At 42.2% G+C, this 23708-nt stretch carries 19 protein-coding genes, 1 tRNA gene, 2 rRNA genes and 1 pseudogene; 13 read left to right on the forward strand and 10 right to left on the reverse strand.

Annotated features, from left to right (window positions below):
• Positions 1-36: 36 nt before the first annotated feature.
• The 7 genes from F903_RS04920 to F903_RS04950 all read left to right on the forward strand — a co-directional run bounded on the left by F903_RS04920 (position 37) and on the right by F903_RS04950 (position 7347).
• Positions 37-112, forward strand: a tRNA-Ala gene (locus tag F903_RS04920).
• Between the two features lie 367 nt (positions 113-479).
• Positions 480-3373 (forward strand): 23S ribosomal RNA (locus tag F903_RS04925).
• A 216-nt stretch (positions 3374-3589) separates the two neighbouring features.
• Positions 3590-3704, forward strand: a 5S ribosomal RNA gene (gene rrf / locus F903_RS04930).
• 78 nt (positions 3705-3782) lie between these two features.
• The gene (locus F903_RS04935) at positions 3783-4190 is read left to right on the forward strand and encodes a putative signal transducing protein (RefSeq protein ID WP_005195190.1); all 408 of its coding nucleotides are present in this window, start codon (positions 3783-3785) and stop codon (positions 4188-4190) included.
• Positions 4191-4233: 43 nt separating this feature from the next.
• Positions 4234-4797 (forward strand): DUF4256 domain-containing protein, encoded by a 564-nt coding sequence (locus tag F903_RS04940; protein ID WP_005195192.1) that lies wholly within the window; start codon positions 4234-4236, stop codon positions 4795-4797.
• Positions 4798-4963: 166 nt separating this feature from the next.
• Positions 4964-6127, forward strand: a complete 1164-nt coding sequence (locus tag F903_RS04945) for an acyl-CoA dehydrogenase family protein (RefSeq protein ID WP_004669670.1) — start codon at positions 4964-4966, stop codon at positions 6125-6127.
• Between the two features lie 47 nt (positions 6128-6174).
• Positions 6175-7347 (forward strand): acyl-CoA dehydrogenase family protein, encoded by a 1173-nt coding sequence (locus F903_RS04950; RefSeq protein ID WP_005195195.1) that lies wholly within the window; start codon positions 6175-6177, stop codon positions 7345-7347.
• 17 nt (positions 7348-7364) lie between these two features.
• Here F903_RS04950 and F903_RS04955 read toward each other — a convergent pair whose 3' ends face one another.
• From F903_RS04955 to F903_RS04960, 3 genes and pseudogenes are all read right to left on the reverse strand, one after another.
• The gene (locus F903_RS04955; RefSeq protein ID WP_005195196.1) at positions 7365-7769 is read right to left on the reverse strand and encodes a YbbD-related protein; all 405 of its coding nucleotides are present in this window, start codon (positions 7767-7769) and stop codon (positions 7365-7367) included.
• Positions 7770-7835: 66 nt separating this feature from the next.
• Positions 7836-8344: pseudogene (locus tag F903_RS16370) on the reverse strand (GNAT family N-acetyltransferase).
• Positions 8341-8940 carry a TetR/AcrR family transcriptional regulator gene (locus F903_RS04960; protein ID WP_005195197.1) on the reverse strand — a complete coding sequence of 200 codons (600 nt, stop codon included), beginning with the start codon at positions 8938-8940 and terminating at the stop codon, positions 8341-8343. Before F903_RS04960 ends, F903_RS16370 begins: the two are co-directional and overlap by 4 nt.
• Before the next feature lie 192 nt (positions 8941-9132).
• Here F903_RS04960 and F903_RS04965 point away from each other — a divergent pair, with 192 nt between their 5' ends.
• From F903_RS04965 to F903_RS04990, 6 genes are all read left to right on the forward strand, one after another.
• Positions 9133-10938, forward strand: a complete 1806-nt coding sequence (locus tag F903_RS04965; RefSeq protein WP_005195198.1) for an acyclic terpene utilization AtuA family protein — start codon at positions 9133-9135, stop codon at positions 10936-10938.
• A gap of 20 nt (positions 10939-10958) precedes the next feature.
• Positions 10959-11837, forward strand: coding sequence for an SDR family oxidoreductase (locus F903_RS04970; protein WP_005195199.1), 879 nt, complete (start codon positions 10959-10961; stop codon positions 11835-11837).
• A gap of 3 nt (positions 11838-11840) precedes the next feature.
• Positions 11841-13454 (forward strand): acyl-CoA carboxylase subunit beta, encoded by a 1614-nt coding sequence (locus tag F903_RS04975; RefSeq protein WP_034595102.1) that lies wholly within the window; start codon positions 11841-11843, stop codon positions 13452-13454.
• Positions 13455-13570: 116 nt separating this feature from the next.
• Entirely contained in the window at positions 13571-14731 is a 1161-nt protein-coding gene (locus F903_RS04980; RefSeq protein WP_005195202.1) for an acyl-CoA dehydrogenase family protein, read from the forward strand.
• Positions 14732-14877: 146 nt separating this feature from the next.
• On the forward strand, positions 14878-15690 hold the full coding sequence (locus F903_RS04985; protein WP_005195203.1) for an enoyl-CoA hydratase/isomerase family protein: 813 nt from the start codon (positions 14878-14880) through the stop codon (positions 15688-15690).
• A 67-nt stretch (positions 15691-15757) separates the two neighbouring features.
• A complete protein-coding gene (locus tag F903_RS04990) occupies positions 15758-17704 on the forward strand; it encodes an acetyl/propionyl/methylcrotonyl-CoA carboxylase subunit alpha (protein WP_005195204.1) in 1947 nt (648 codons plus the stop codon).
• Between the two features lie 32 nt (positions 17705-17736).
• Here F903_RS04990 and F903_RS04995 read toward each other — a convergent pair whose 3' ends face one another.
• The 7 genes from F903_RS04995 to F903_RS05025 form a co-directional block, all read right to left on the reverse strand.
• Positions 17737-18204, reverse strand: a complete 468-nt coding sequence (locus tag F903_RS04995; protein ID WP_005195205.1) for a hypothetical protein — start codon at positions 18202-18204, stop codon at positions 17737-17739.
• Between the two features lie 125 nt (positions 18205-18329).
• Positions 18330-19259: a lipase secretion chaperone gene (locus F903_RS05000; RefSeq protein WP_005195206.1), complete on the reverse strand. Its 930-nt coding sequence runs from the start codon at positions 19257-19259 to the stop codon at positions 18330-18332.
• Between the two features lie 15 nt (positions 19260-19274).
• On the reverse strand, positions 19275-20621 hold the full coding sequence (locus F903_RS05005; protein WP_005195208.1) for a sphingomyelin phosphodiesterase: 1347 nt from the start codon (positions 20619-20621) through the stop codon (positions 19275-19277).
• A 354-nt stretch (positions 20622-20975) separates the two neighbouring features.
• Positions 20976-21395, reverse strand: coding sequence for a roadblock/LC7 domain-containing protein (locus tag F903_RS05010; protein WP_004669641.1), 420 nt, complete (start codon positions 21393-21395; stop codon positions 20976-20978).
• Positions 21396-21418: 23 nt separating this feature from the next.
• Entirely contained in the window at positions 21419-21961 is a 543-nt protein-coding gene (locus F903_RS05015; RefSeq protein ID WP_005195210.1) for a GTP-binding protein, read from the reverse strand.
• 8 nt (positions 21962-21969) lie between these two features.
• A complete protein-coding gene (locus tag F903_RS05020) occupies positions 21970-22938 on the reverse strand; it encodes a hypothetical protein (protein ID WP_005195212.1) in 969 nt (322 codons plus the stop codon).
• Positions 22939-23089: 151 nt separating this feature from the next.
• The gene (locus F903_RS05025) at positions 23090-23449 is read right to left on the reverse strand and encodes a roadblock/LC7 domain-containing protein (RefSeq protein ID WP_004669635.1); all 360 of its coding nucleotides are present in this window, start codon (positions 23447-23449) and stop codon (positions 23090-23092) included.
• Positions 23450-23708: the final 259 nt, after the last annotated feature.

The following is a 23708-nucleotide window of genomic DNA, read 5'->3' on the forward strand; positions in this document are numbered from 1 at the left end:
AAAGATTTAAGGATATAGAATTCACAATGATAAGCTGGGGACTTAGCTTAGTTGGTAGAGCGCCTGCTTTGCACGCAGGAGGTCAGGAGTTCGACTCTCCTAGTCTCCACCACGTACTTTACGGAGTACGGGCTAAAGATTACAGAATTTAGTGAATAAGAAGATCGAATGATCTTGGTTTATTAAGTTCTGTGATTTATCACAGTTTAATGTAGCTGACGAGGTTACATTAATTCATTAACAGATTAGTAGAATTGAGTCTGAAATAAATTGTTCAAAACTCGATTAATATGATTTTAACGGTAATACGAAAGTGTTGCAGTTAGATGAAAGATTAATGCGAGAACTAGCGATTAACTGAATCAAGCGTTTTGGTATATGAATTAGATTGAAGCTGTACGGTGCTTAAGTGCACAGTGCGTCAAACTGAAATGTTGAAGTTACTACTTGTAGGTAACGTCGACTGTTTGGGGTTGTATAGTCAAGTAATTAAGTGCATGTGGTGGATGCCTTGGCAGTCAGAGGCGATGAAAGACGTAATAGCCTGCGATAAGCTCCGGGGAGGCGGCAAATATCCTTTGATCCGGAGATTTCTGAATGGGGGAACCCACTTACCACAAGGTAGGTATTGCATACTGAATACATAGGTATGCAAGGCGAACGAGGGGAAGTGAAACATCTCAGTACCCTTAGGAAAAGAAATCAATTGAGATTCCCTTAGTAGCGGCGAGCGAACGGGGATCAGCCCATTAAGTTGTATGTGTTCTAGTGGAACGCTCTGGGAAGTGCGAACGTAGAGGGTGATATTCCCGTACACGAAAGGGCACATACAATGATGACGAGTAGGGCGAGGCACGTGAAACCTTGTCTGAATATGGGGGGACCATCCTCCAAGGCTAAATACTCCTGACTGACCGATAGTGAACCAGTACCGTGAGGGAAAGGCGAAAAGAACCCCTGTGAGGGGAGTGAAATAGATCCTGAAACCGCATGCATACAAGCAGTGGGAGCCAACTTGTTTGGTGACTGCGTACCTTTTGTATAATGGGTCAGCGACTTACATTCAGTAGCAAGGTTAACCGAATAGGGGAGCCGTAGAGAAATCGAGTCTTAATAGGGCGTTTAGTTGCTGGGTGTAGACCCGAAACCAGGCGATCTATCCATGAGCAGGTTGAAGGTTGGGTAACACTAACTGGAGGACCGAACCCACTGTCGTTGAAAAGCCAGGGGATGACTTGTGGATAGGGGTGAAAGGCTAATCAAGCCTGGTGATAGCTGGTTCTCCCCGAAAGCTATTTAGGTAGCGCCTCGGACGAATACCATTGGGGGTAGAGCACTGTTTCGGCTAGGGGGTCATCCCGACTTACCAAACCGATGCAAACTCCGAATACCAATGAGTACTATCCGGGAGACAGACTGCGGGTGCTAACGTCCGTAGTCAAGAGGAAAACAATCCAGACCGCCAGCTAAGGCCCCAAAATCATAGTTAAGTGGGAAACGATGTGGGAAGGCATAGACAGCTAGGAGGTTGGCTTAGAAGCAGCCACCCTTTAAAGAAAGCGTAATAGCTCACTAGTCGAGTCGGCCTGCGCGGAAGATGTAACGGGGCTAAAACTATGTGCCGAAGCTGCGGATGTAACTTTTAAGTTACGTGGTAGGGGAGCGTTCTGTAAGCCGATGAAGGTGTATTGAGAAGTATGCTGGAGGTATCAGAAGTGCGAATGCTGACGTGAGTAACGACAAAACGGGTGAAAAACCCGTTCGCTGAAAGACCAAGGGTTCCAGTCCAACGTTAATCGGGGCTGGGTGAGTCGACCCCTAAGGCGAGGCCGAGAGGCGTAGTCGATGGGAAATTGGTTAATATTCCAATACTTCTGTGTAATGCGATGAGAGGACGGAGAAGGTTAAGTCAGCCTGGCGTTGGTTGTCCAGGTGGAAGACAGTAGGCATGCATCTTAGGCAAATCCGGGGTGCTCTATGCTGAGAGTCGATAGCAAGCTGTACTTGTACAGTGAAGTGGCTGATACCATGCTTCCAGGAAAAGTCTCTAAGCTTCAGTTACACAGGAATCGTACCCTAAACCGACACAGGTGGTCAGGTCGAGTAGACCAAAGCGCTTGAGAGAACTCTGCTGAAGGAACTAGGCAAAATGGTACCGTAACTTCGGGAGAAGGTACGCTGCTGACGGTGATGATCCTTGCGGTCTGAGCTATTGGCAGCCACAGAAACCAGGCCGCTGCAACTGTTTATTAAAAACATAGCACTCTGCAAACACGAAAGTGGACGTATAGGGTGTGATGCCTGCCCGGTGCTGGAAGGTTAATTGATGGGGTTAGCGTAAGCGAAGCTCTTGATCGAAGCCCCAGTAAACGGCGGCCGTAACTATAACGGTCCTAAGGTAGCGAAATTCCTTGTCGGGTAAGTTCCGACCTGCACGAATGGCATAATGATGGCGGCGCTGTCTCCAGCAGAGGCTCAGTGAAATCGAATTCGCCGTGAAGATGCGGTGTACCCGCGGCTAGACGGAAAGACCCCGTGAACCTTTACTGCAGCTTGACATTGAACTTTGACCTTACTTGTGTAGGATAGGTGGGAGGCTTTGAAGTTAGAACGCTAGTTCTAATGGAGCCATCCTTGAAATACCACCCTGGTAATGTTGAGGTTCTAACTCTGCCCCGTAATCCGGGGCGAGGACCATGTCTGGTGGGTAGTTTGACTGGGGCGGTCTCCTCCTAAAGAGTAACGGAGGAGTACGAAGGTGCGCTCAGCGTGGTCGGAAATCACGCGTAGAGTATAAAGGCAAAAGCGCGCTTAACTGCGAGACCCACAAGTCGAGCAGGTACGAAAGTAGGTCTTAGTGATCCGGTGGTTCTGTATGGAAGGGCCATCGCTCAACGGATAAAAGGTACTCTGGGGATAACAGGCTGATACCGCCCAAGAGTTCATATCGACGGCGGTGTTTGGCACCTCGATGTCGGCTCATCTCATCCTGGGGCTGAAGCAGGTCCCAAGGGTATGGCTGTTCGCCATTTAAAGAGGTACGCGAGCTGGGTTTAGAACGTCGTGAGACAGTTCGGTCCCTATCTACCGTGGGCGCTGGAAATTTGAGAGGATCTGCTCCTAGTACGAGAGGACCAGAGTGGACGAACCTCTGGTGTACCGGTTGTCACGCCAGTGGCATCGCCGGGTAGCTATGTTCGGAAGGGATAACCGCTGAAAGCATCTAAGCGGGAAGCCTACCTCAAGATAAGATTTCCCTAGGACTTTATGTCCTCTAAAGAGCCGTTCGAGACTAGGACGTTGATAGGTTGGATGTGGAAGTACGGTGACGTATGAAGCTGACCAATACTAATTGCTCGTGAGGCTTGACTATACAACACCCAAGCAGTTGTATATAAAGCATCAATTCGATTCAAATCCAAACAGTCAGTGTAAATTAAACTGATTGAACTTGATTTAGTTGAAAAACTAGTTACAATTCAGACCCAATGAAGCTAATCCGTTAATAACTCTTTGGTTCGTAAGTAAGGCACACACTGTGAAATTTAACTCACAACGTGATTAAGACCCCAAAGCACCACAACAGTTTGCTGGCGACAATAGCAAGAGTGAACCACCTGATCCCTTCCCGAACTCAGAAGTGAAACCTCTTCGCGCTGATGGTAGTGTGGCACTTGCCATGTGAGAGTAAGTCATCGCCAGCTTTTAAATACGAAAACCTCCCAACTTATGTTGGGAGGTTTTTTTGTTATATACTTTTAATTATTTAAGATGTTTTCAATATGGTTTGGATAGTGGTACAAACATTTTCTTTTCCTTATGAAGCACAAATTGCAAAAACGCAGTTAGAGGCGGCTGAGATTCCTGCTCAAATTGAAAATGAGCATATGATTAATATGAATTGGCTTTACTCTAATGCCTTGGGTGGCGTTCGGTTGTTAGTACCTGAGGTTTATGCAGATGAAGCAAAAGTGATTCTTGCAAAAGATTTTAGTGCTGAGCTAGAGCAAAAATTTGGTGTAAATGAAGAATGTTGTCCAAACTGTGGTAGTAAAAATATCGAAGCTTATATCAAAGGGAAGAAACCAGCTTATATCGTTTTCTTGTTAATTGGTTTTCCATTATTTTTTTATAAGCATGGAAATAAATGTAAGCAATGCCAGTATTTTTGGAGTTCGGTTATTATTTAAAAGCAGATCTATCTAACATTAATAAATAGTATAGAGAATGAAAATGATCAAGAAAAAACAATTAGATGCTGAGCACACAGTTGCTCTATTGATAATCTTAAAAAAACGTTTTGAACAAAACATGCATCGCCATCAAGGAGTCGATTGGGTAGACGTAGAAAATAGATTAAAACAGCAACCGGAAAAGTTATGGTCACTCAATCAAATGGAAGATACAGGTGGAGAGCCTGATGTGGTCATCTTTGACACTAAATTAAAAGAGATTGTATTTTGTGATTTTGCAGTAGAAACTCCGAAGGGACGTAGAAGCTTATGTTATGACCGCAAAGCTTTAGAGTCTCGAAAAGAGCACAAGCCTGAAAGTAATGCTATCGATATTGCTGAAATGATAGGGATTGAATTATTGACGGAAGAGCAATATAAAGAACTACAATCGCTTGAACATTTTGATTTAAAAACTTCGAGCTGGGTGAAAACACCAGATGATATTCGTGCATTGGGTGGTGCTATTTTTTGTGATAGCCGCTATGGTCGAGTATTTACCTACCATAACGGAGCACAATCTTATTATGCAACTCGCGGATTTCGTGGTCTATTAAAAATCTAAATAAGCTTAATGTGAAATGCCTCCTATAAAGAAACTTAAAGTTTTAGGTGGGGGTATTTTTATCTTTTAATTGTGCCAAGCGCTTGCTTGGTTTTGGTGATTTTGATACCTTAGTGTTCATATAAATATTCGAAAACGATGATCAATAATTGCTAGGAAGCACAGTATGCAACTTAATCCGATGTATTACACCGAACAACATCTTGCATTTGCAGAGAGCATAAAGCGTTTTGTGGAAAAAGAGATTAGTCCATTTATCAATGAGTGGGATGAAGCAGAAACTTTCCCTCGTGAGTTGTATAAAAAAGCTGCGGATATTGGTTTGCTAGGTGTTGGTTTTGATGAGCAATATGGTGGGGTTGCGGATACAGATGCCTTTTATACTTTATTGGCTTCTATTGAACTAGCAAAGTGCGCATCAGGTGGGTTAACTGCTTCGTTATTATCTCATACTATTGGTACGCCACCGATTCAGCATTTTGCTAATGAAGCGGTGAAAGCTGAGGTATTACCACAGATTTTGTCGGGTGAAAAAATCTCTGCCTTGGCGATTACTGAACCTGGTGGTGGATCGGATGTGGCAGCATTAAAAACTAAAGCCGTTCGTGACGGTGATTATTATGTTGTTAGTGGTGAAAAGACTTTTATTACTTCTGGAATGCGAGCTGATTACTATACGGTCGCGGTACGTACCGATCCAGATGCCAAGGGTGCAAATGGGATTTCAATGCTGCTGATTGATGCTCATAGTGCAGGCATTACCAAGACCAAACTAGATAAGATGGGTTGGTGGGCTTCGGATACGGCACATTTACATTTTGACAATGTTCGAGTTCCTGCAACGAATTTGTTGGGTGCAGAGAATATGGGCTTTTTTGTGATTATGAATAATTTTAATATGGAGCGCTTTTTCCTTGCAGCCAGTAGTTATGGCTTTGCCTTGGTGTGTTATGAGGAAGCTTTGGATTGGGCAAAACAGCGTCAGACTTTTGGTAAGCGACTTATTGACCATCAGGTTGTTCGTCATAAATTGGTCGATATGGCGACTCGTTTAACCTCAACACGTGCTTTATTGGAAGATACGGCTTATCGTCTAGGCAAACCCGAATTACAAGGCAATGAGTTGATCGCACAAATTTGTATGCTCAAGAATGTTGCTACGCAAACTATGCAATTTTGTGCCGATGCTGCGGTGCAAACTTTAGGTGGCATGGGCTTCATGCGTGGGATGAAATCTGAACGTATTTACCGTGAAGTTAAAGTGAATATGATTGGTGGCGGAGCAGAAGAAATTATGAAAGATCTAGCCAGTCGTCAGCTTGGATATTAATGCCGGACGATTAATTTAAGAGTAACTTGTTCAAGGAAAATAATAACATGGATGGTTTATCTTTAAACCCAATTTACTACACGGAAGAACATCGTGCTTTTGCGGATAGTGTCAAAAAGTTCGTAGAAAAAGAAATTTCGCCATTTGTGACTGAATGGGATGAAGCGGAAACATTCCCTCGTGAGCTGTATCAAAAAGCGGCGAGTGTTGGATTACTCGGTTTGGGCTTTGATGCGGAACATGGTGGGATTCCAGAGGCAGATGCTTTTCATGTCTTGTTAGCAGCGATTGAAATGGCAAAAGCGGCTTCGGGAGGCGTACATATTTCGCTGATGATTCATAGTATTGGCACACCACCGATTCATCATTTTGCCAAACAACAGATCAGAGATGAGGTGATGCCGCAAATTATTGCAGGGGAGAAAATCTCTGCTTTGGCAATTACTGAGCCAAGTGGCGGATCGGATGTAGCAGCGTTAAAAACCAAAGCTGTTCGTGAGGGGGATTATTACATTCTCAATGGGGAAAAAACCTTTATTACTTCAGGAATGCGAGCCGATTATTATACGGTTGCAGTGCGTACTGATCCTGATGCGAAAGGTGCAAAAGGCATTTCGATGTTATTGGTGGATGCTCATAGCGTAGGCATTAGCAAAACGCTATTAAAGAAAATGGGGTGGTGGGCATCGGATACTGCTCACTTACATTTCGACAATGTGAAAGTGCCAGTCAATCATTTATTGGGCGAAGAAAATGCTGGTTTTAAAGTGATTATGAATAACTTTAATATGGAACGTTTTTGGTTGGGGGCGATTGCCTATGGTTATGCTTTGGTCTGCTATGAAGAGGCTTTGGATTGGGCAAAACAGCGTCAGACTTTTGGTAAGCGTTTAGTTGACCATCAAGTCGTTCGCCATAAGTTGGTGGATATGGCAACGCAACTGACTGCGACACGAGCATTGTTGGAAGATACTGCTTATCGAATGGGACAGGGAGAGCAGCAAGGTGCAGAGCTAGTCGCTCAAATCTCGATGCTGAAGAACGTAGCAACTCGTACCATGCAATTTTGTGCAGATGCTGCGGTGCAGACTCTAGGTGGAATGGGCTTTATGCGTGGCATGAAATCTGAACGAATTTATCGTGAAGTGAAGGTGAATATGATTGGCGGTGGTGCGGAAGAAATTATGAAGGATTTGATTAGTAAGCAATTGGGTTACTGATCTTTATATGCGGGAGACTATTTTATTGATTCGATCCAATAGTCTCCTTTCCCTTCTGGATGAACTGCGATATACCAAAGTGATGAATCTTTAGCGTATACGTAAAATTGAAATCCTTGATCCTGTAGTTTCTTCTTTGTGCCCCGAGTCGCATTGTTTATTTTAATTGGAACTGCACCTTGATCGCTAAAATAGTCTAAGTCGGTTGTAGAGAAGGTAAAGGAGCCATGACCAATATTTAAATCAAGGTTATTTATTTCAATAATATTTTTTGTGCTTGGCGGTAAAATTGGAGGTAGCCAACCACGTTCAAATGCATGTTCAGCTTGAGCATGCTGTAGATTTGTAAATTTAGTTGTAACGATATCATCTGTGCAGCCGAGTATTAGGCTGGAAAGTAATATTATGATTAAACATCGCATATATTATTCCTACGAAATTGGCATCGCTTTATTTGTTTTATTTTAATGCTTCAAATATTTCAATTACTAGAAGACTTGATATTTTTTATCGGTCCATCCCTTATTTAAAATCGCCCATCGCTCATGATCTTTCCATTCTTTCCCACCCACCCGAAGATGCTGACGAGAAAATCCTTCTTTCACAAAACCAGCTTTTGAAACCAGTCGAATAGAGGCAAGATTATCGGGTTGAATATTGGCTTCTAAACGATGTAGATTAAGGGTTTGAAAAAGCTTCTTTTAAAATAAGTTGAAGAGCATTTCGCTTATATCCATAACCTGCATAAGGGTAAAAAGCTTCATATCCCAAATAAGCAGAATGAAATTGACCACGAATAATATTTGAAATATTAAAGGTCCCTACAATCTCATGACTTTCAGCTAAGCAAACAAAGTAACGATGTTCTTGTTCAAGATACTGTTTAAAGTCGCTCGGTGGGTAGGTCCAAGGTTGATGAGGTTGAATACTATTTTAGTAAGCTCGTTTAATTTCAGCTAAATCGGTTGAATGGGGGGCGTAAATAGATAGAACTCATTTTAAAGCCATTTCCCAGACCATTTCCGTCAACTCATCAATCTTTACTTTGCCTTCTGGTCTGTACCATGTCACTGTCCAAGAAATCGAACCACCGACCAAACGTCGCCAGATAAAAGCATCATGTTTGACCTTACCTTGAGTGCGTAATTTTTCGATGACATCGAGCCAGACTTGCTCATACTCATTCCGCATTTTCAGAAGGTAATCTTGTTTTTCTTTAGATAAAGCAAACCATTCATGCACCAATACAGCCATTGCAGCACCTGTATCGCCTGTAATTGAAATCAACTCAGCTTTGATTAAATCACGTAATTGTTGTTCTGGATCATTTGAGCGTTCAGCCGCTTCTTTTAAACGAGCAAAGTTATAAATGATGGTTTGCTCCATCACCGTCGCTAAAATTTCGTCTTTGCTTTTGAAGTGATGGAACAGACTGCCCGATTGGATGCCAATAAATTCACCGAGTTGGCGGACGGTAGTTTTGTCATAACCTTGTTTATAAAATAAATAAGCGGCACCAAGCAGCAAACGTCCACGAGGGCTGTCATCAAAACAAACAATTTTTGGTATTTGCTCAATTGAAGTTGCGATCATGCCAGTCCGTTATCCCGTTAAATCTAAGTGTATTGTAACAAAATTCATTTCATGAATTGTCTTATCTTTTTATAACAAGCATTTGCTTATAAAAGTCCATTTTTGCCAATACAGCATATCATTATGCACTTTACAAACCAAGCACTTGCTTGGTAATGTTGAGGTGTTTCTGAAATAACAATGAGAAAGCTCATGACAAGCGTCAAACAGGATGACCAGAAAGTAGTAAAAATTGGCTGTGCTTCAGGCTTTTGGGGAGATACCAATACCGCTGCTTTCCAATTGGTGCACCTTAGTGATATTAACTATTTAGTCTTTGATTATCTGTCTGAAATCACCATGTCGATTATGGCAAAAGCGATGATGAATGATCCAAGTCATGGTTATGCGTTGGATTTTGTTAGTCGGGTGATGTCTCCTTTAATCAATAAAATTGCTGAGAAAAAAATTAAAGTCATCAGCAATGCTGGTGGCGTCAATCCATTGGCATGTCGTGATGCCTTACAAAAAATTATTGATGAGAAAGGCTTAGATCTAAAAGTTGCGGTGGTACTTGGTGATGATGTGTTGCCAAAACATGCTGAATTATTAAAACAAAATGTGCAAGAAATGTTTAATGGTGAGCCTTTGCCAGCACATGTCGCTAGTAGTAATGCTTATCTAGGTGCAGTTGCGATTCGTGATGCTTTGGACTTAGGCGCGGATATCGTGATTACGGGGCGTGTGGTGGATTCGGCTGTTGTTCTTGCCCCATTATTACATGAGTACAAATGGTCGTTGGATGATTATGACAAGCTTGCACAAGGCTGTTTAGCTGGACATGTAATTGAATGCGGTGCGCAATGTACAGGCGGTAATTTTACCGATTGGCGTTTGGTTGAAGGCTTTGACAACATGGGCTTTCCAATTGTTGAAGTCAGTGCCGATGCTTCATTCATTGTGACTAAACCACAGGGCACAGGTGGTTTGGTGTCGACTGCTACGGTTGCCGAACAGATTGTTTATGAGATTGGCGATCCTCAAGCTTATTTTTTACCTGATGTGACCACAGATTTTAGCCAAGCTCATTTAGAGCAAGTTGGTGAGCATCGCGTGAAAGTGACTGGCGCGACAGGACGAGCGCCTACACCACAATATAAAGTCAGTGCGACCTACGCGGATGGTTATCGTGTCTTGGTTAGTTTCCTTATTGCTGGACGCGAAGCACCTGAAAAAGCGCAAGTGATTGCGGATGCGATCATCAATAAATGTGAACGTGTCCTCGCATTGCGTTCAGTACCGCCATTTAGTGAAAAATCTGTCGAAATTCTAGGGATTGAAAGTACTTATGGCGCACATGCCAAAGTCAATGATAGCCGTGAAGTGGTGGTGAAGATCGCAGTAAAGCATATGTTTAAAGAAGCCTGTATGTTCTTTGCATCTGAGATTGCTCAAGCATCGACCGGTATGGCACCTGCTTTGGCAGGCATTGTAGGCGGGCGTCCTAAAGCATCGGCAGTGGTCAAATTATTCTCTTTCCTGATTGATAAAGATCAAATCAATGTTGAAGTAGATTTTGCAGGACAGCGTCATCCTGTGCAGATTCCAGCAGGTTCAGTAACACAAGATTTTGTTCCTCACCCAATCGGTGAGGTCGCAACCTATCAAGGCGATGAGATTGAGGTGCCTTTAATTGATGTTGCTCATGCACGTAGCGGTGATAAAGGTAACCATAGCAATATTGGTGTGATCGCACGTAAAGCGGAATATTTACCTTGGATTCGGGCTGCATTGACTGAGGGCAGTGTTGCTGAATATATGCAGCATGTTTTAGATCCTGAAAAATCCAAGGTGATTCGTTATGAGTTACCTGCGATGAATGCATTGAATTTTATGTTGGAAAATGCGCTAGGTGGCGGCGGAATTGCCAGTTTACGTATTGATCCACAAGGCAAGGCATTTGCGCAGCAATTATTGGATATGCCAGTGAAAATCCCAGCAAAGTTGTTAGAAAAATAAAGTAAAGGATGTAGAGCAAAATGAGTTATCAATCAATTTTTAGAACCGATGCATTTGCCGATAAAGTGATTATCGTTACAGGCGGTGGTTCTGGTATTGGCCGCTGTACGGCACACGAGCTGGCATCTTTGGGTGCGCAAGTCGTGATCACAGGGCGCAAAATTGAAAAGCTGGAAAAAGTTAGCCAAGAAATCATAGAGGACGGTGGCAAAGTCCATTTCATCGTTTGCGATAACCGTGATGAAGAACAAGTCAAAAGTATGATTGCTGAAGTCATTGAAAAATTTGGCAAGCTCGATGGTTTAGTAAATAACGCTGGTGGTCAGTTTCCTTCTGCACTCGAAAATATTTCTGCCAATGGCTTTGATGCTGTGGTCCGTAACAATCTGCACTCTACATTCTATTTAATGCGTGAAGCTTATAATCAATGGATGGCAAAGCATGGTGGCAGTATCGTCAACATGACCGCAGATATGTGGGGCGGTATGCCGGGTATGGGGCATTCAGGAGCGGCTCGTTCAGGGGTAGATAACCTAACCAAAACGGCTTCGGTGGAATGGGGTAAATCAGGCGTACGTGTTAATGCAGTTGCACCAGGTTGGATTATTTCCTCTGGTATGGATAACTACAGCGGTGACTTTGCCAAAGTCATTATTCCAAGTTTGGCAAGCAACGTTCCTTTAAAACGTATGGGGACGGAATCTGAAATTTCTTCAGCGATTTGTTATTTACTTTCTGATGCAGCGGCTTTTGTTTCAGGCGTGACTTTACGTATTGACGGTGCAGCATCACAAGGTACGCGCATGTACCCATTGGCGGATGCCACCAACAATGAAGCATTTAATGGTTTCCACCGTGCATTTATTCCAGATATTTTTAAAAATACAGATGGAGAATAAATGATGACTATTCTTCAATCTGAAATCGCTGTAGGTAGTGAGCAATACGAGCAAAACCGTGAAGCGTTATTAAGTCAGCTTGCAGAAGTTCGTGCTGTACAGCAAAAAAGCATTGATAAATCCTATGCTGCAAAACCGAAGTTTGACAAGAAAGGCAAAATCTTACCGCATGAACGTATACGTTTATTGCTTGATGCTGATTCACCATTTGTCGAGCTGTGTGGCTTAGTCGGCTACAACATGCATGATGATAAAGATGGTTCTGAAGCAGGTGGTGGCATCATTGCTGGGATCGGCTTTGTGAGTGGTGTCCGCGCTTTAGTCTCTGCCAGTAATAGTGCCATCAAAGGCGGCACCATGTCACCGATGGGTGTTCAGAAAACCTTACGTTTGCAAAAAATCGCGCTTGAACAAAAGTTACCGATGGTGACTTTGACTGAAAGTGGTGGGGCAAACTTAAATTATGCCGCAGAAGTATTTACCTATGGTGGAATGACTTTTGCCAATCAAGCTCGATTATCTGCAACAGGCATTCCGCAAGTCGCAGTCGTACATGGCAATGCAACCGCAGGTGGTGCATATCAACCAGGTCTATCTGACTATGTGATCGCGGTGCGCAAACAAACTGAAATGTTGTTGGCAGGTCCACCTCTGTTACTGGCTGCAACAGGTGAAGTGGCAACTGCCGAAGAACTGGGTGGTGCAGAAATGCATACCCAAGTGTCAGGGGTAGCGGAGTATCTTGCTGAAAATGATGCCGATGGTATTCGTTTGGCACGAGAAATTTTTGAGCATTTGAACTGGAAAGAACAAACCACACGTCTTAGTCAAGAATACAAAGAACCTCGTTATTCAGCAGAAGAGCTATTAGGCATCATCCCGCAAGACCCAAAACAACCTTTCGATATGAAAGAGATTGTGGCTCGCATTATTGATGATTCGGATTTTCTGGAGTTTAAACAGGAATACGATGCCTTAACGGTATGTGGCTGGGCAAAAATGGGTGGGGTGCATATTGGTATCATTACCAATAATGGTCCGATTACACCACAAGGTGCAGTCAAAGCGGCACAGTTTATTCATCTCTGTGAGCAGACCCAACGTCCGCTTTTATTTTTGCATAACACTACAGGTTTTATGGTTGGAACAGATGCGGAACAGAACGGCATCATTAAGCATGGTTCCAAGTTGATTCAGGCCGTTGCCAATGCCACTGTGCCTAAAATTTCGATCATTGTTGCTGGCTCTTATGGTGCAGGTAACTATGCAATGTGCGGACGCAGTCTTTCACCGAGCTTTATTTTTGCGTGGCCAAACTCACATGTCGCGGTCATGGGATCGGCACAGGCCGGCAAGGTGCTGCGTATCGTTGCTGAGGGTAAGCAAAAAGCTTCTGGCATGGAACCAAATCCACAAATGTTAGATTTTCTTGAGCAAAGTACTGCCATGAAACTTGAGCAGCAGTCGACTGCCTTATTCAACACTGCAATGCTGCATGATGATGGCATTATCGATCCAAGAGATACGCGCAAGGTCCTGATCTTCCTATTACAAACTATATATGAAGCACAACAACGTGAGTTGAATCCAACTCGATTTGGTGTGTCGAGATTTTAAGAAATCTCTCCTGAGGAACATCGTTCCGTAAGCCTCTTTAATAAAGAGGGGAACTCCTCCCTTTGAAAAGGGAGGTTGGGAGGGATTTATGAATATTAAATTTAAGGAAAAAAACAATGAAATTTACCGCAGAGCATGATGCCTTACGCCGCACTACACGCCAGTTTGTAGAAAATGAATTGAATCCATTTATTCCAGAGTGGGAGGAAGCAGGACGTTTTCCAATTCATGATGTGTTTAAAAAAATGGGGAATTTGGGTTTATTAGGCATTTGTAAACCTGAAGAAAATGGCGGTTTGGGCTTAGATTATTCTTATAACCTTGTGGTGGCAGAAGAGTTAGGGCGTGCAGCATGTGGCGGTGTGCCGCTTGCGATTGGTGTGCAAACTGATATGGCAACGCCTGCGCTTGCTCGCTTTGGTAGTAAAGAACTCCGAGATGAATTTCTCAATCCAGCCATTTTGGGGGAGTATGTCGCCGCGATTGCTGTTTCAGAAGTACATGCGGGTTCTGATGTTGCCGCGATTAAAACCACAGCCAAAAAAGATGGTGATGACTATGTGATCAATGGCAGCAAGATGTGGATCACTAACTCGCTTCAAGCGGATTTCTTTTGTCTACTTGCCAACACATCTGATGACAAACCACATGTCAACAAATCGATGATCATTGTACCAGCCAAGACCGCAGGGATCAGTTTTTCAGAGCCGCTCAATAAGTTGGGAATGCGTTCGACCACAACCGCCCAAGTTTATTTTGACAATGTGCGCGTACCGCAACGTAATCTCGTTGGTGCGGAAGGCATGGGCTTTATGATGCAAATGATGCAGTTCCAAGAAGAGCGTATGTGGGCATGTGCCAATGCGGTCGGTGGTATGGAAAAAGTGATTCAGCAAACCATTGATTATGCGAAAGAGCGGACGACATTTGGTCAGCCATTGATTAATAATCAATATGTGCATTTTCGTTTTGCAGAGCTGATGACTGAAGTTGAAGCATTGCGAGCACTGACGAATCAAGCCTGTGAACAACATATTGCAGGGGAAAATGTCACCATGTTGGCATCAATGGCAAAACTCAAAGCAGGGCGTTTAAGTCGTGAAGTGGCAGATAGCTGCCTGCAATATTGGGGGGGGAATGGTTTCATGTGGGATAACCCAGCATCGCAATTGTTCCGTGATGGGCGTTTAGGCTCGATTGGTGGTGGTGCGGATGAGATTATGCTCGGGATCATTTGTAAGCTGATGGATATCTTGCCGAAGAAACAGAAAAACTAGCTACGTTGCTCTTGCTGCGTTAAAAATTGGCTCAAAATACTCAAATATATTGAATATTCTTCGCTTTTTCGCCAATTTTATGCCTTGCAATAGCTGCCTCGCTATACGTTTTTCTTATTTGATCTGGGTATTTAGGGATTATAAAAATGCTAAATAATTTACAAGTGGATGACAGCATTCAACTTGAACAAGAAGGCAGTATTTTAACGCTTTGGTTGAATCGTCCTGAGAGCCGTAATGCCATGAGTTTAAATATGGTCAATGCCATTCAACAGGTCTTTGCGCATATCTCTGATGATGCTTCGATTCGCGCCGTGATTCTGCGCGGTAAAGGCGGTCACTTCTGTGCAGGAGGTGACATTAAGGATATGGCAGCACTTCGTGCAGAAGCTGCCAATGCAGGTAGCTTGCAGCCTTATGTTGATTTTAATCGCCGCTTTGGTGCCATGATTGAATATGTGGATCAAGCACCGCAAACTGTGGTGGTCGTGCTTGAGGGTGCAATATTGGGCGGTGGTTTTGGTTTGGCTTGTGTCTCTGATATTGCGATTAGCCGTAATGATGCCCAATTTGGTTTGCCTGAAACAGGGCTAGGCATTTTACCTGCGCAAATCGCGCCTTTTGTGGTGAAACGTATTGGTCTGACTCAAGCGCGTCGTTTGGCATTGTTGGGTTTACGTTTTAATGGTGAGGCCGCATTAACGTACGGGGTGGTGCATCAGGTCGCTCAAGATGATGCCGAGCTAGAACAACAGCTTGCTGAAACGATCCAACTGATTAAGCGTGCTGCACCATTGGCCTCTCGCGCTACTAAAGCCTTATTACATCGCACGTTAAATGAACCTTTAACTGTACTTTTGGATGATGCTGCACAGCAGTTTGCACAAGCGGTCGGTGGTGCAGAGGGCCAAGAGGGCACGATGGCATTTATTCAAAAACGTTTGCCAAATTGGACGTGAACAGTGAAATAGCAAAGCATCGCTTTGCCACTGTGCAAGCGAAAAGCTATGCTTTGAGGAACATAAAATGAAATTTTCAAAAGTATTAGTGGCCAACCGTGGCGAAATTGCGGTGCGCGTGATGGAAACGGCCAAAGCAATGGGCTATCAAACCGTTGCTGTATATTCCGATGCTGACGCCAATGCCCGACATGTTCAGGTTGCAGACGAAGCTGTGTATATCGGTGCATCTAAAGTTTCAGAATCTTATCTGTCGATTGCCAATATTATTGAAGCGTGCCAAAAGACAGGTGCTGATGCGGTCCATCCAGGATATGGTTTTTTGTCAGAAAATACTGACTTTGCACAAGCCTGCAGTGATCATGGTATTACCTTTATTGGTCCGAATGCCGCAGCAATTCATTTGATGGGCAGTAAGCGTTTATCCAAAATTGCCATGATTGAGGCTGGTGTGCCGTGTGTACCGGGTTATGAAGGTGACCAACAGGATATTGAATACCTTGCTGAACAGGCAGAAAAAATCGGTTTCCCTTTAATGGTGAAAGCATCGGCTGGTGGTGGTGGGCGCGGTATGCGTTTGGTACACCAAGCTGTTGACGTATTGGAAGCTTTGAAAACTGCACGTTCTGAAGCTGAAAATGCTTTTGGTTCAGGTGAGCTGATTATTGAAAAAGCAGTCATCGCACCTCGCCATGTTGAGATACAAGTGTTTGGGGATACGCATGGTCATTATGTGTATTTGTTCGAACGTGATTGTTCGATTCAACGTCGTCATCAAAAGGTGGTTGAAGAAGCACCTTGTCCAGTTATGACCCCTGAATTACGCCAAAAAATGGGTGAGGCTGCGGTAGCTGCGGCCAAAGCTTGTGATTACATCGGTGCGGGTACGGTAGAGTTTCTACTTGATCAATCAGGCGAGTTTTATTTCTTGGAAATGAACACGCGTTTGCAAGTTGAACACCCCGTGACAGAAATGATTACTGGGCTTGATTTGGTTGAATGGCAATTACGAGTCGCCAATGGTGAAACTTTACCATTACAGCAACATGAACTGACCTTAAATGGTCATGCGATCGAAGTACGTTTGTATGCCGAAGATCCGCGTCAGGATTTTTTACCACAAACAGGTAGGGTGTTACGTTGGCAACCAGCGCAGTTGCCAAATGTCCGTATCGATCATGGCATGTTGGAACAAGGTGAAATTAGCCCATTTTATGACCCGATGGTGGCTAAAGTGATTGCCTATGGCAAAACACGTCAGGATGCGATTCGCCTGCTGGCGAGAGCGGTCGATGATTGCGTACTTTTGGGTGTAAATAGTAATAAACAATTCCTGTCTAGTTTGTTGCGTCATCCGATTATTGTCGCAGGCGATACCAATACCGCTTTTATCCAACAGCACTTTCAGGATGATGTCAGTCTGCATCAACAAGTGTTAGAAGTTGAAACTTTGGCTGTTGCTGCCGCATTATTTACTCAACAAGATCAGTCCAATCAAGCGTGGCAAACCGGCGTTTCAGTTCCGTTCCCATTAAGATTGAAATATGCCGACCAGCAACTATTGTTGCATGTTCAGTCAAATCATCATCAAGTCACGGTTCAATTATGCGATCAACATGCTACGGTTGATGTAGTCGAGATCGTTGATGGGACAATTATCTATCAAGCCAATGGGATACGCCGTAAGCTGAATTATGTTTTGGATCAGAATCAACTGTATTTAGATGCAGGTAATGGCAATATTGTGATTGAAAATAGCACCTATGCCGCGCCTGAAGCCGCAGAGGTTATTGGTGATGGCAAAATCCGTGCACCTATGGATGGTGCAATCGTTAATCTTTTGGTCAATGTCGGTGATACGGTGAGCAAAGGACAGACCTTATTGGTGTTGGAAGCAATGAAGATTCAGCAACAAATCAAGTCTGATGTTGATGGGGTTGTTGATGAGTTAATTGGCCAAGTCGGACAACAAGTGAAAAAACGGCAATTACTTTTAAATGTTTCGATTGCCTAATCCATGTTGAATAAAAAGCTTGGTCAATCGACCTAGCTTTTTAATAAGGCGAATACAGGTGCTAATGAGCTTGTACTATTTCCTTTTAATTCTTGTGTCGCAAATTCTGCTAAAGCTTGTTCATGTGCAAGTAAATATTTTAGAAAATCTTGGGTATCGGCTCCAGCATGTTGATTCATGCGTTCAAAGGTCGCCATAAATGGTTTTGTGCCTTGTTTGAGTAAGCGCATGGCGAGTTTCCAAGGGAGCTTTGCCATTGCAATACCCGATGCTTTGGCCTGTAGTTTGACATGAGGTCGAATCGAGGCAGTTCTCCCTTGTTCTTTTAGAAACAGTTGGAGTTTTTGCAGTGTTTGGGTTTCCAGTTGCGCCAATATTTGCCATTTGTGTTGTTGATCAACTGAACGCGAGTACTTGGCTGCATTGAGAAAAATCAATTCACCCAATATTTCCGATTCAAGTGCGGTGTTGAGATCTTGTTGATAATTTGGATAAGTCATTCCTTTGATTTCCATAAATAATGAAGCGCGATTGCGCAAGGTGAATGTTTGTTTGTGAATCAGTATAAGTAAAAAATCCCAGCGGTGAAATAGTGACCATCCCGATCAATGGGATGGTACTTATTTTATGGGAACATGCTTGATCTTAATGTTTCTAGGCGCTGTTGATACTGTTGCTGCCATTCGGCCTCTGAGAGCTGATTTTTCAACGGTTGCATGTCTTGTTGTAATTGTTGTAATGCTTGTTGGTATTGATTCACTTGTTGCTGTTGTTGTATTTCACGTTGATCTCGACGTTGAATGTCTTGTCGTTCCTGTTCCGTGAGATAACGTTGCTGCAAGATCTGTTTTAAACGTTCAGTCTCGGCAGAATTGTTGTGGTTTTGATTGAGTAATTCAATGGATTGCTCATACAGTCCAATTTTGCTTTGTTGTTGAGTTGTATCTGGATATCGATGTTGCAATTCCTCGAAAGCTTTTAAACGTTGTTCTGCATTCAGATTTCTATTTTGCTTAATCTCTGCATAAGCAAATTTGTAATCCGCATAATTACGCTCTTGCCCAAAACCAAGCATCGCTTCAGCCTTCCCCAGCGTTTGTTCTCTTAATTTCCATAACGCATTGAAACGTTCTTGCGGAGATAAAGAGGTTGAAAGCACTGTACTTTGCATGTGCTGTTCATATTGCGGCATACGTTTTAATAAATTTTCAACCAAATGCGCAAATTCTTGGTCAGGATAATCTGCCAATGCTTTTGCTAAAGCCGCATTACAGTCTTGTACATGACAATTCGCTTTAAAATCATTTAAAAATTGAGTGATATTTCCAGGTTGCTTCTGAAGCACCTGTAATTGTCTCAATAAGGATTCTTGAAAAAGCTCATCTGTGGTTTTATTCTGCATAGTTCCATCTGTCGAATGCATTGTTGAATCATCAGAGAATGGCATGGTTTGGCTTTGTTGGATTGCAGCGGAAGAGGCGTTGCTCTTCCAGACTACAATTCCGACCAAGACCAGTAAAACAATAACGATTGTCAGTAATAGTCTTTTATTCATCCACAGTATTCCGTTTTATGGATTGTAGTTAAAATGTCCCATCACAGGGAAATGGTCAGAAAGATCCCATGTCATAAATAATGGGTCTGCGGTAGAACGTAAAATACGAACATCATTACGCGATTGAATCGGTTGGCGATGTGTATTTGAAGAAACCACATAATCCAAATATTCAACCGTTGTGCCACCTGAACCTGCTGCACCAGCGAGTTTATTAATACGAGGATCAAATGTAGATTCGGTATAACCTGTGCTGACGGGTGCTGTCGCATTTAGGTTGGTAAGCATGTCTTGATAATCTTGCGGCCATAACAGCTTGTTGACATTAAAGTCTCCGCCCATTAATACAGCATCAAAACTTGGGATATTTTGTTGGTTGATTAACTGACGAATTTGCTGGAATTGAACTTGACGTAGGGCGCGCGCTTCGGTGGTATCAAACGATGCGGTATGCGTTGAGGTCACATGATAGGCTTTACCATTTTTGATAATTTCGGCATACAACACGCCTTTATCCGCAAAACAATCTGTTCCTGTACAATCTGGATAAATCTGTTGTGCTGTTTTCACAATAGGATAACGGCTGACGATCACAAGACCACTATCAAATAAGTTATAACCTGAACCGACTGGGATATGTGTTTGATATGGATATTGTTGTGCTAGTTGATTCAACATCCCTGTACGAGAAGATGCAAATGCTTCTTGCATTAAAATCACATCATAACCATTTAAATGATTTGGAAGTTCTGCTAAACGCTCACTAATTTTACTTGCAACCATGGGCAGAGCGTAAATGTTATAGGACAGTACTTTTAATTCATCTGCACTGCTTGAGATCGGTTCTTGGACAGTGTTTTGATGGATGGTGTAATGAAAATCATCATAACCGCCTGTATATACGGCTTTAACCGCAGCCTGTGCCGATAAGCCTGCATAAGTGGTATTGATGCGATGAACATTGCGATCAGTATACCAAGGTGATGTAGTAGATGCCGTTTGGATGCCATGCTTAATGGTGCTGCCAGACCAAGTACCTGTCATCGATTGTTTGAATGTTACTTGTGAGTTTCCACTCGAAACAATCGTATCAAAATTATAAGTCTGTCCAGATTTTAATCCTGAATAACGATTCATGCGCAGCACACGCTTGGTTTCATAAGGCGCAAGTTGTGTTGCTTCTTGTGCCCACTGGTTTCCTTGTTCTAATGTTTGACTACCAGTATGGTTGACTTGTATTGATAAGGTTTCAGGTGTGGTATTGGTAATGAACACATAAGAATCTGCCAGTGTATCTTGCATGGCAAAAGTACCCATCAGTAGTGTTGTTGCTACACTGAATTTAATATTTTTCAGCCCCATTTAATGTTTCTCCTTGTTGATAGTGCATTGCGTTGATGAATAGCTTCAATCAAGCAATCTTGTTGATTTTCATTTTTGAAAATTAGTGTTGTTATTTGTTCGCAAATTATCATAATAAAATTTTGTTGCTAAATCATGTAATTTTTAAACCGTTCGTCTGATTCAGGAAAAATCATCTATATAGATGATTTTGAAATAGTCATTCGCTAATGTTTTTTGATTGCTACGATAAACTTGATGGGAGGTATAGGTTCGAATATGAAAATTTATTATCTATTGACAGATTTTTTATAAAAATAAAAAATCTGTCAGGGAGATTGCCCCCTGACAGATTGAGTAAAGTAAATGAGAGGACTAAGCTTGATCTGCTGCGCTGATGGCTGCACTGGCTTGTTTGAGGCTATATAGTAATTGCCCTAGAAGAACATCTTTATTGCTTAACGTCACCATGACCATTGGGTGATGGGGAGAGGGAATCGCCGTCAGTATCGCTTTGCCATTTTCTGCATCTAAGGTAATACTTTGACATCCTGTGAGTTGGATCTCATTGAGAAAAGCACTGACCATCGCCAGTATTGAGCTGCTTACCGCTGCCAGTTTGCTACTGTTATATGGATTTTTTTTATAAATCGAAGCAAGCTCAAAACCATCGGTAGAGCAAAGCATAATGTAGTCAATGCCTCGAATATTGATCAAAATATCGTTGGCTTGCGCTTTCGCAAACTGAATAAGTTCTTTTGGCGCGGTACGTTGTTGGCTGGGAATACTGAGCATAATTCTTCTCTTTTATAAAGTGATTAATTGGTCGCTTTTAAATTGACTTCTAGTGTGGCAATCAGTGATTCAATCATGAGCAGGATATGTTCTTGTTTACGGGCATCTATAAAAAATAGTGGGTATTGATAGTTGTTTTGGATTAACCAATCTCGATAGATTGACGTGGGCTGTCCTTTGTTTTCATCTACGTGTGTAACACCAATCGAGATGTTTTGCGTATAGTCTTTAAATCGATCTAAATAGCCTTCAAGTTCTTCCAGTGGAACTTTACTATTGTGATCGACCAGTAGCACCACACCCAGTGCACCTTGGCAAATGACAGGCCAAATAAAGTCAAAACGTGTTTGCCCTGGCGTGCCATAAAGACCGATTTTTACGCCATCATCAAGTGTGATTTCGCCGTAATCAATCCCTACAGTCGTTTCTACTTTATTATGCGCTTGGGTATCCGTATTGAATGCTTCCGTGGCAAGTACTGGAATTTCCGAGAGAGATTTGATCGCTTCAGTTTTCCCTGAACCCATACTTCCTGCGAAAACAATTTTATATTGTTGAAGTATCATGTCATTCCTTAAAGACCAAAACGGCGTCTAATTTTGCCGAAAAATTTATTTAAAAAACCATGTTGTTCTGTCGTTTGTTCAGCAGTCTCTGTTTGTAAATAATGACTTTCTGAAGCCGAGACGATGCCGCCGTTGCTCGAAACGATGCAAGCAGAAATAAATTGTTGAACTGTTTGAATCGGTAATTTTAATTGTGTGGCAACCTGACCAAGTTGAGCACCTTGGATAAAACATGCTGAAAGTTGTAGGATGGTTTTACGATCATTGTGCTGAGCAGGCTGTGGCCAAAAATCGAGTTTGTAATACTCACTTTCGCTAGGGGCGAGGCGCTGAAATTCGACAGAATGCCAAAAAAGATTCCATAACCAGTCTTGTAAGTTGTATTCCACTTTACGCGACACTTTGGTGAAATCGGACGTTGTGGCAAATTCATAATTAAAACTATGGTTAGTTTGTGTATGGGTACGTGTCGGTTCTAGCCAAGCAATTTGGCTGCGTGTATCAATAATCGCCAAAGTCCCATGATCATCAAAAAGATGCAGACGAGCATTTTCTGGATTTAACATCTCTGTTAAAAACTTTTGATTGATGGCATTGTGTGTCGAGACCAGTTCCACTTTTGGTTGTTGCATTCGTTGATCAGACAAATAACTTAAAAGGCGAAGATGAATCCAATTCTTGAGTGCATCAGTGTGTTGGAAGGGTAGAAAAAGTGTGTTGTGTTCTTCTATATGACAAGAACCTTGTCCCTTTGATATCTTTAAACAAGGGAGTTGTTTTTGTTCTAAAATACGTTGGATACCCTCGGTATCGAAAAAGTTTTCATTTATTAATAATAAGTCTATATTTGGATCGGCAATATTAATCCAATTAATGCCAAACTCATTAGGTATTGTTTTTCTAAGTTCTAATTTTAACTCATCTGAAACTTTTAAACTTATACCTGAAATCGCGATATTAATGCAATGCCCATTCATAGTATCACTTTAATAATGGTAAAATATTGGACTGAGCAAAATTAGTCTTTTTAGAGAGACTAATATTAGACCTCTTATATTATTTTTAATTTTAACTAAAATAAAAATAGATATAGGAAGTCTAATATATTAAATGTTTTGCTATTGCTAATTAAGCAAAGTCTAACTCTTTCTCAAACGTTTTGAGTTCATGACGAGCCATTGCAAGGTTGGATTTACTGCGGTCTAGTACAACATAAAGGAATAGATTTCCATTGCTTTCCAATGGGCGGATTAAGTGATAAGCCTTACCTAGTGTAATTAAAATGTCTTCAATATCATCGTTTAGTTTCAATGAGTTAGCAACACGGCGTTTTGCTCGTATAACCTCAGTATTACCTGCAGCTGCAAGCTCTAAATCAATTGTGCCCCCACCTTGAGTTGCGAGCGCTAAGCCACTTTCTGTGTCTACTAATGCTGCTGCAACGAAACCATCAATGTTTGATAAGCTTTCTAATGAAATTTTAGCCATGATATTATCTCTACTGATACATTCTTGTTTATAAGTTTATATAAGTTACTTTTGTTTTAATTGGTTTTCAAAAGTACTTAATTTCATTATAGGAGAGTATTTTATTAAATCAATCATGCTTTAGCCTAATTTAAATAATAGAAATGTTAGGAATTGACAATTTTTGTCAAGTAAACGAATTATAATATTAATTAAGGATTATATTTTGTTGTAAATGTGATTTTATTCACAATAATGATGGAGTTTTCTTGGGTTTTTG

Source organism: Acinetobacter sp. NIPH 298, from assembly GCF_000369505.1.
Lineage (GTDB): Bacteria > Pseudomonadota > Gammaproteobacteria > Pseudomonadales > Moraxellaceae > Acinetobacter.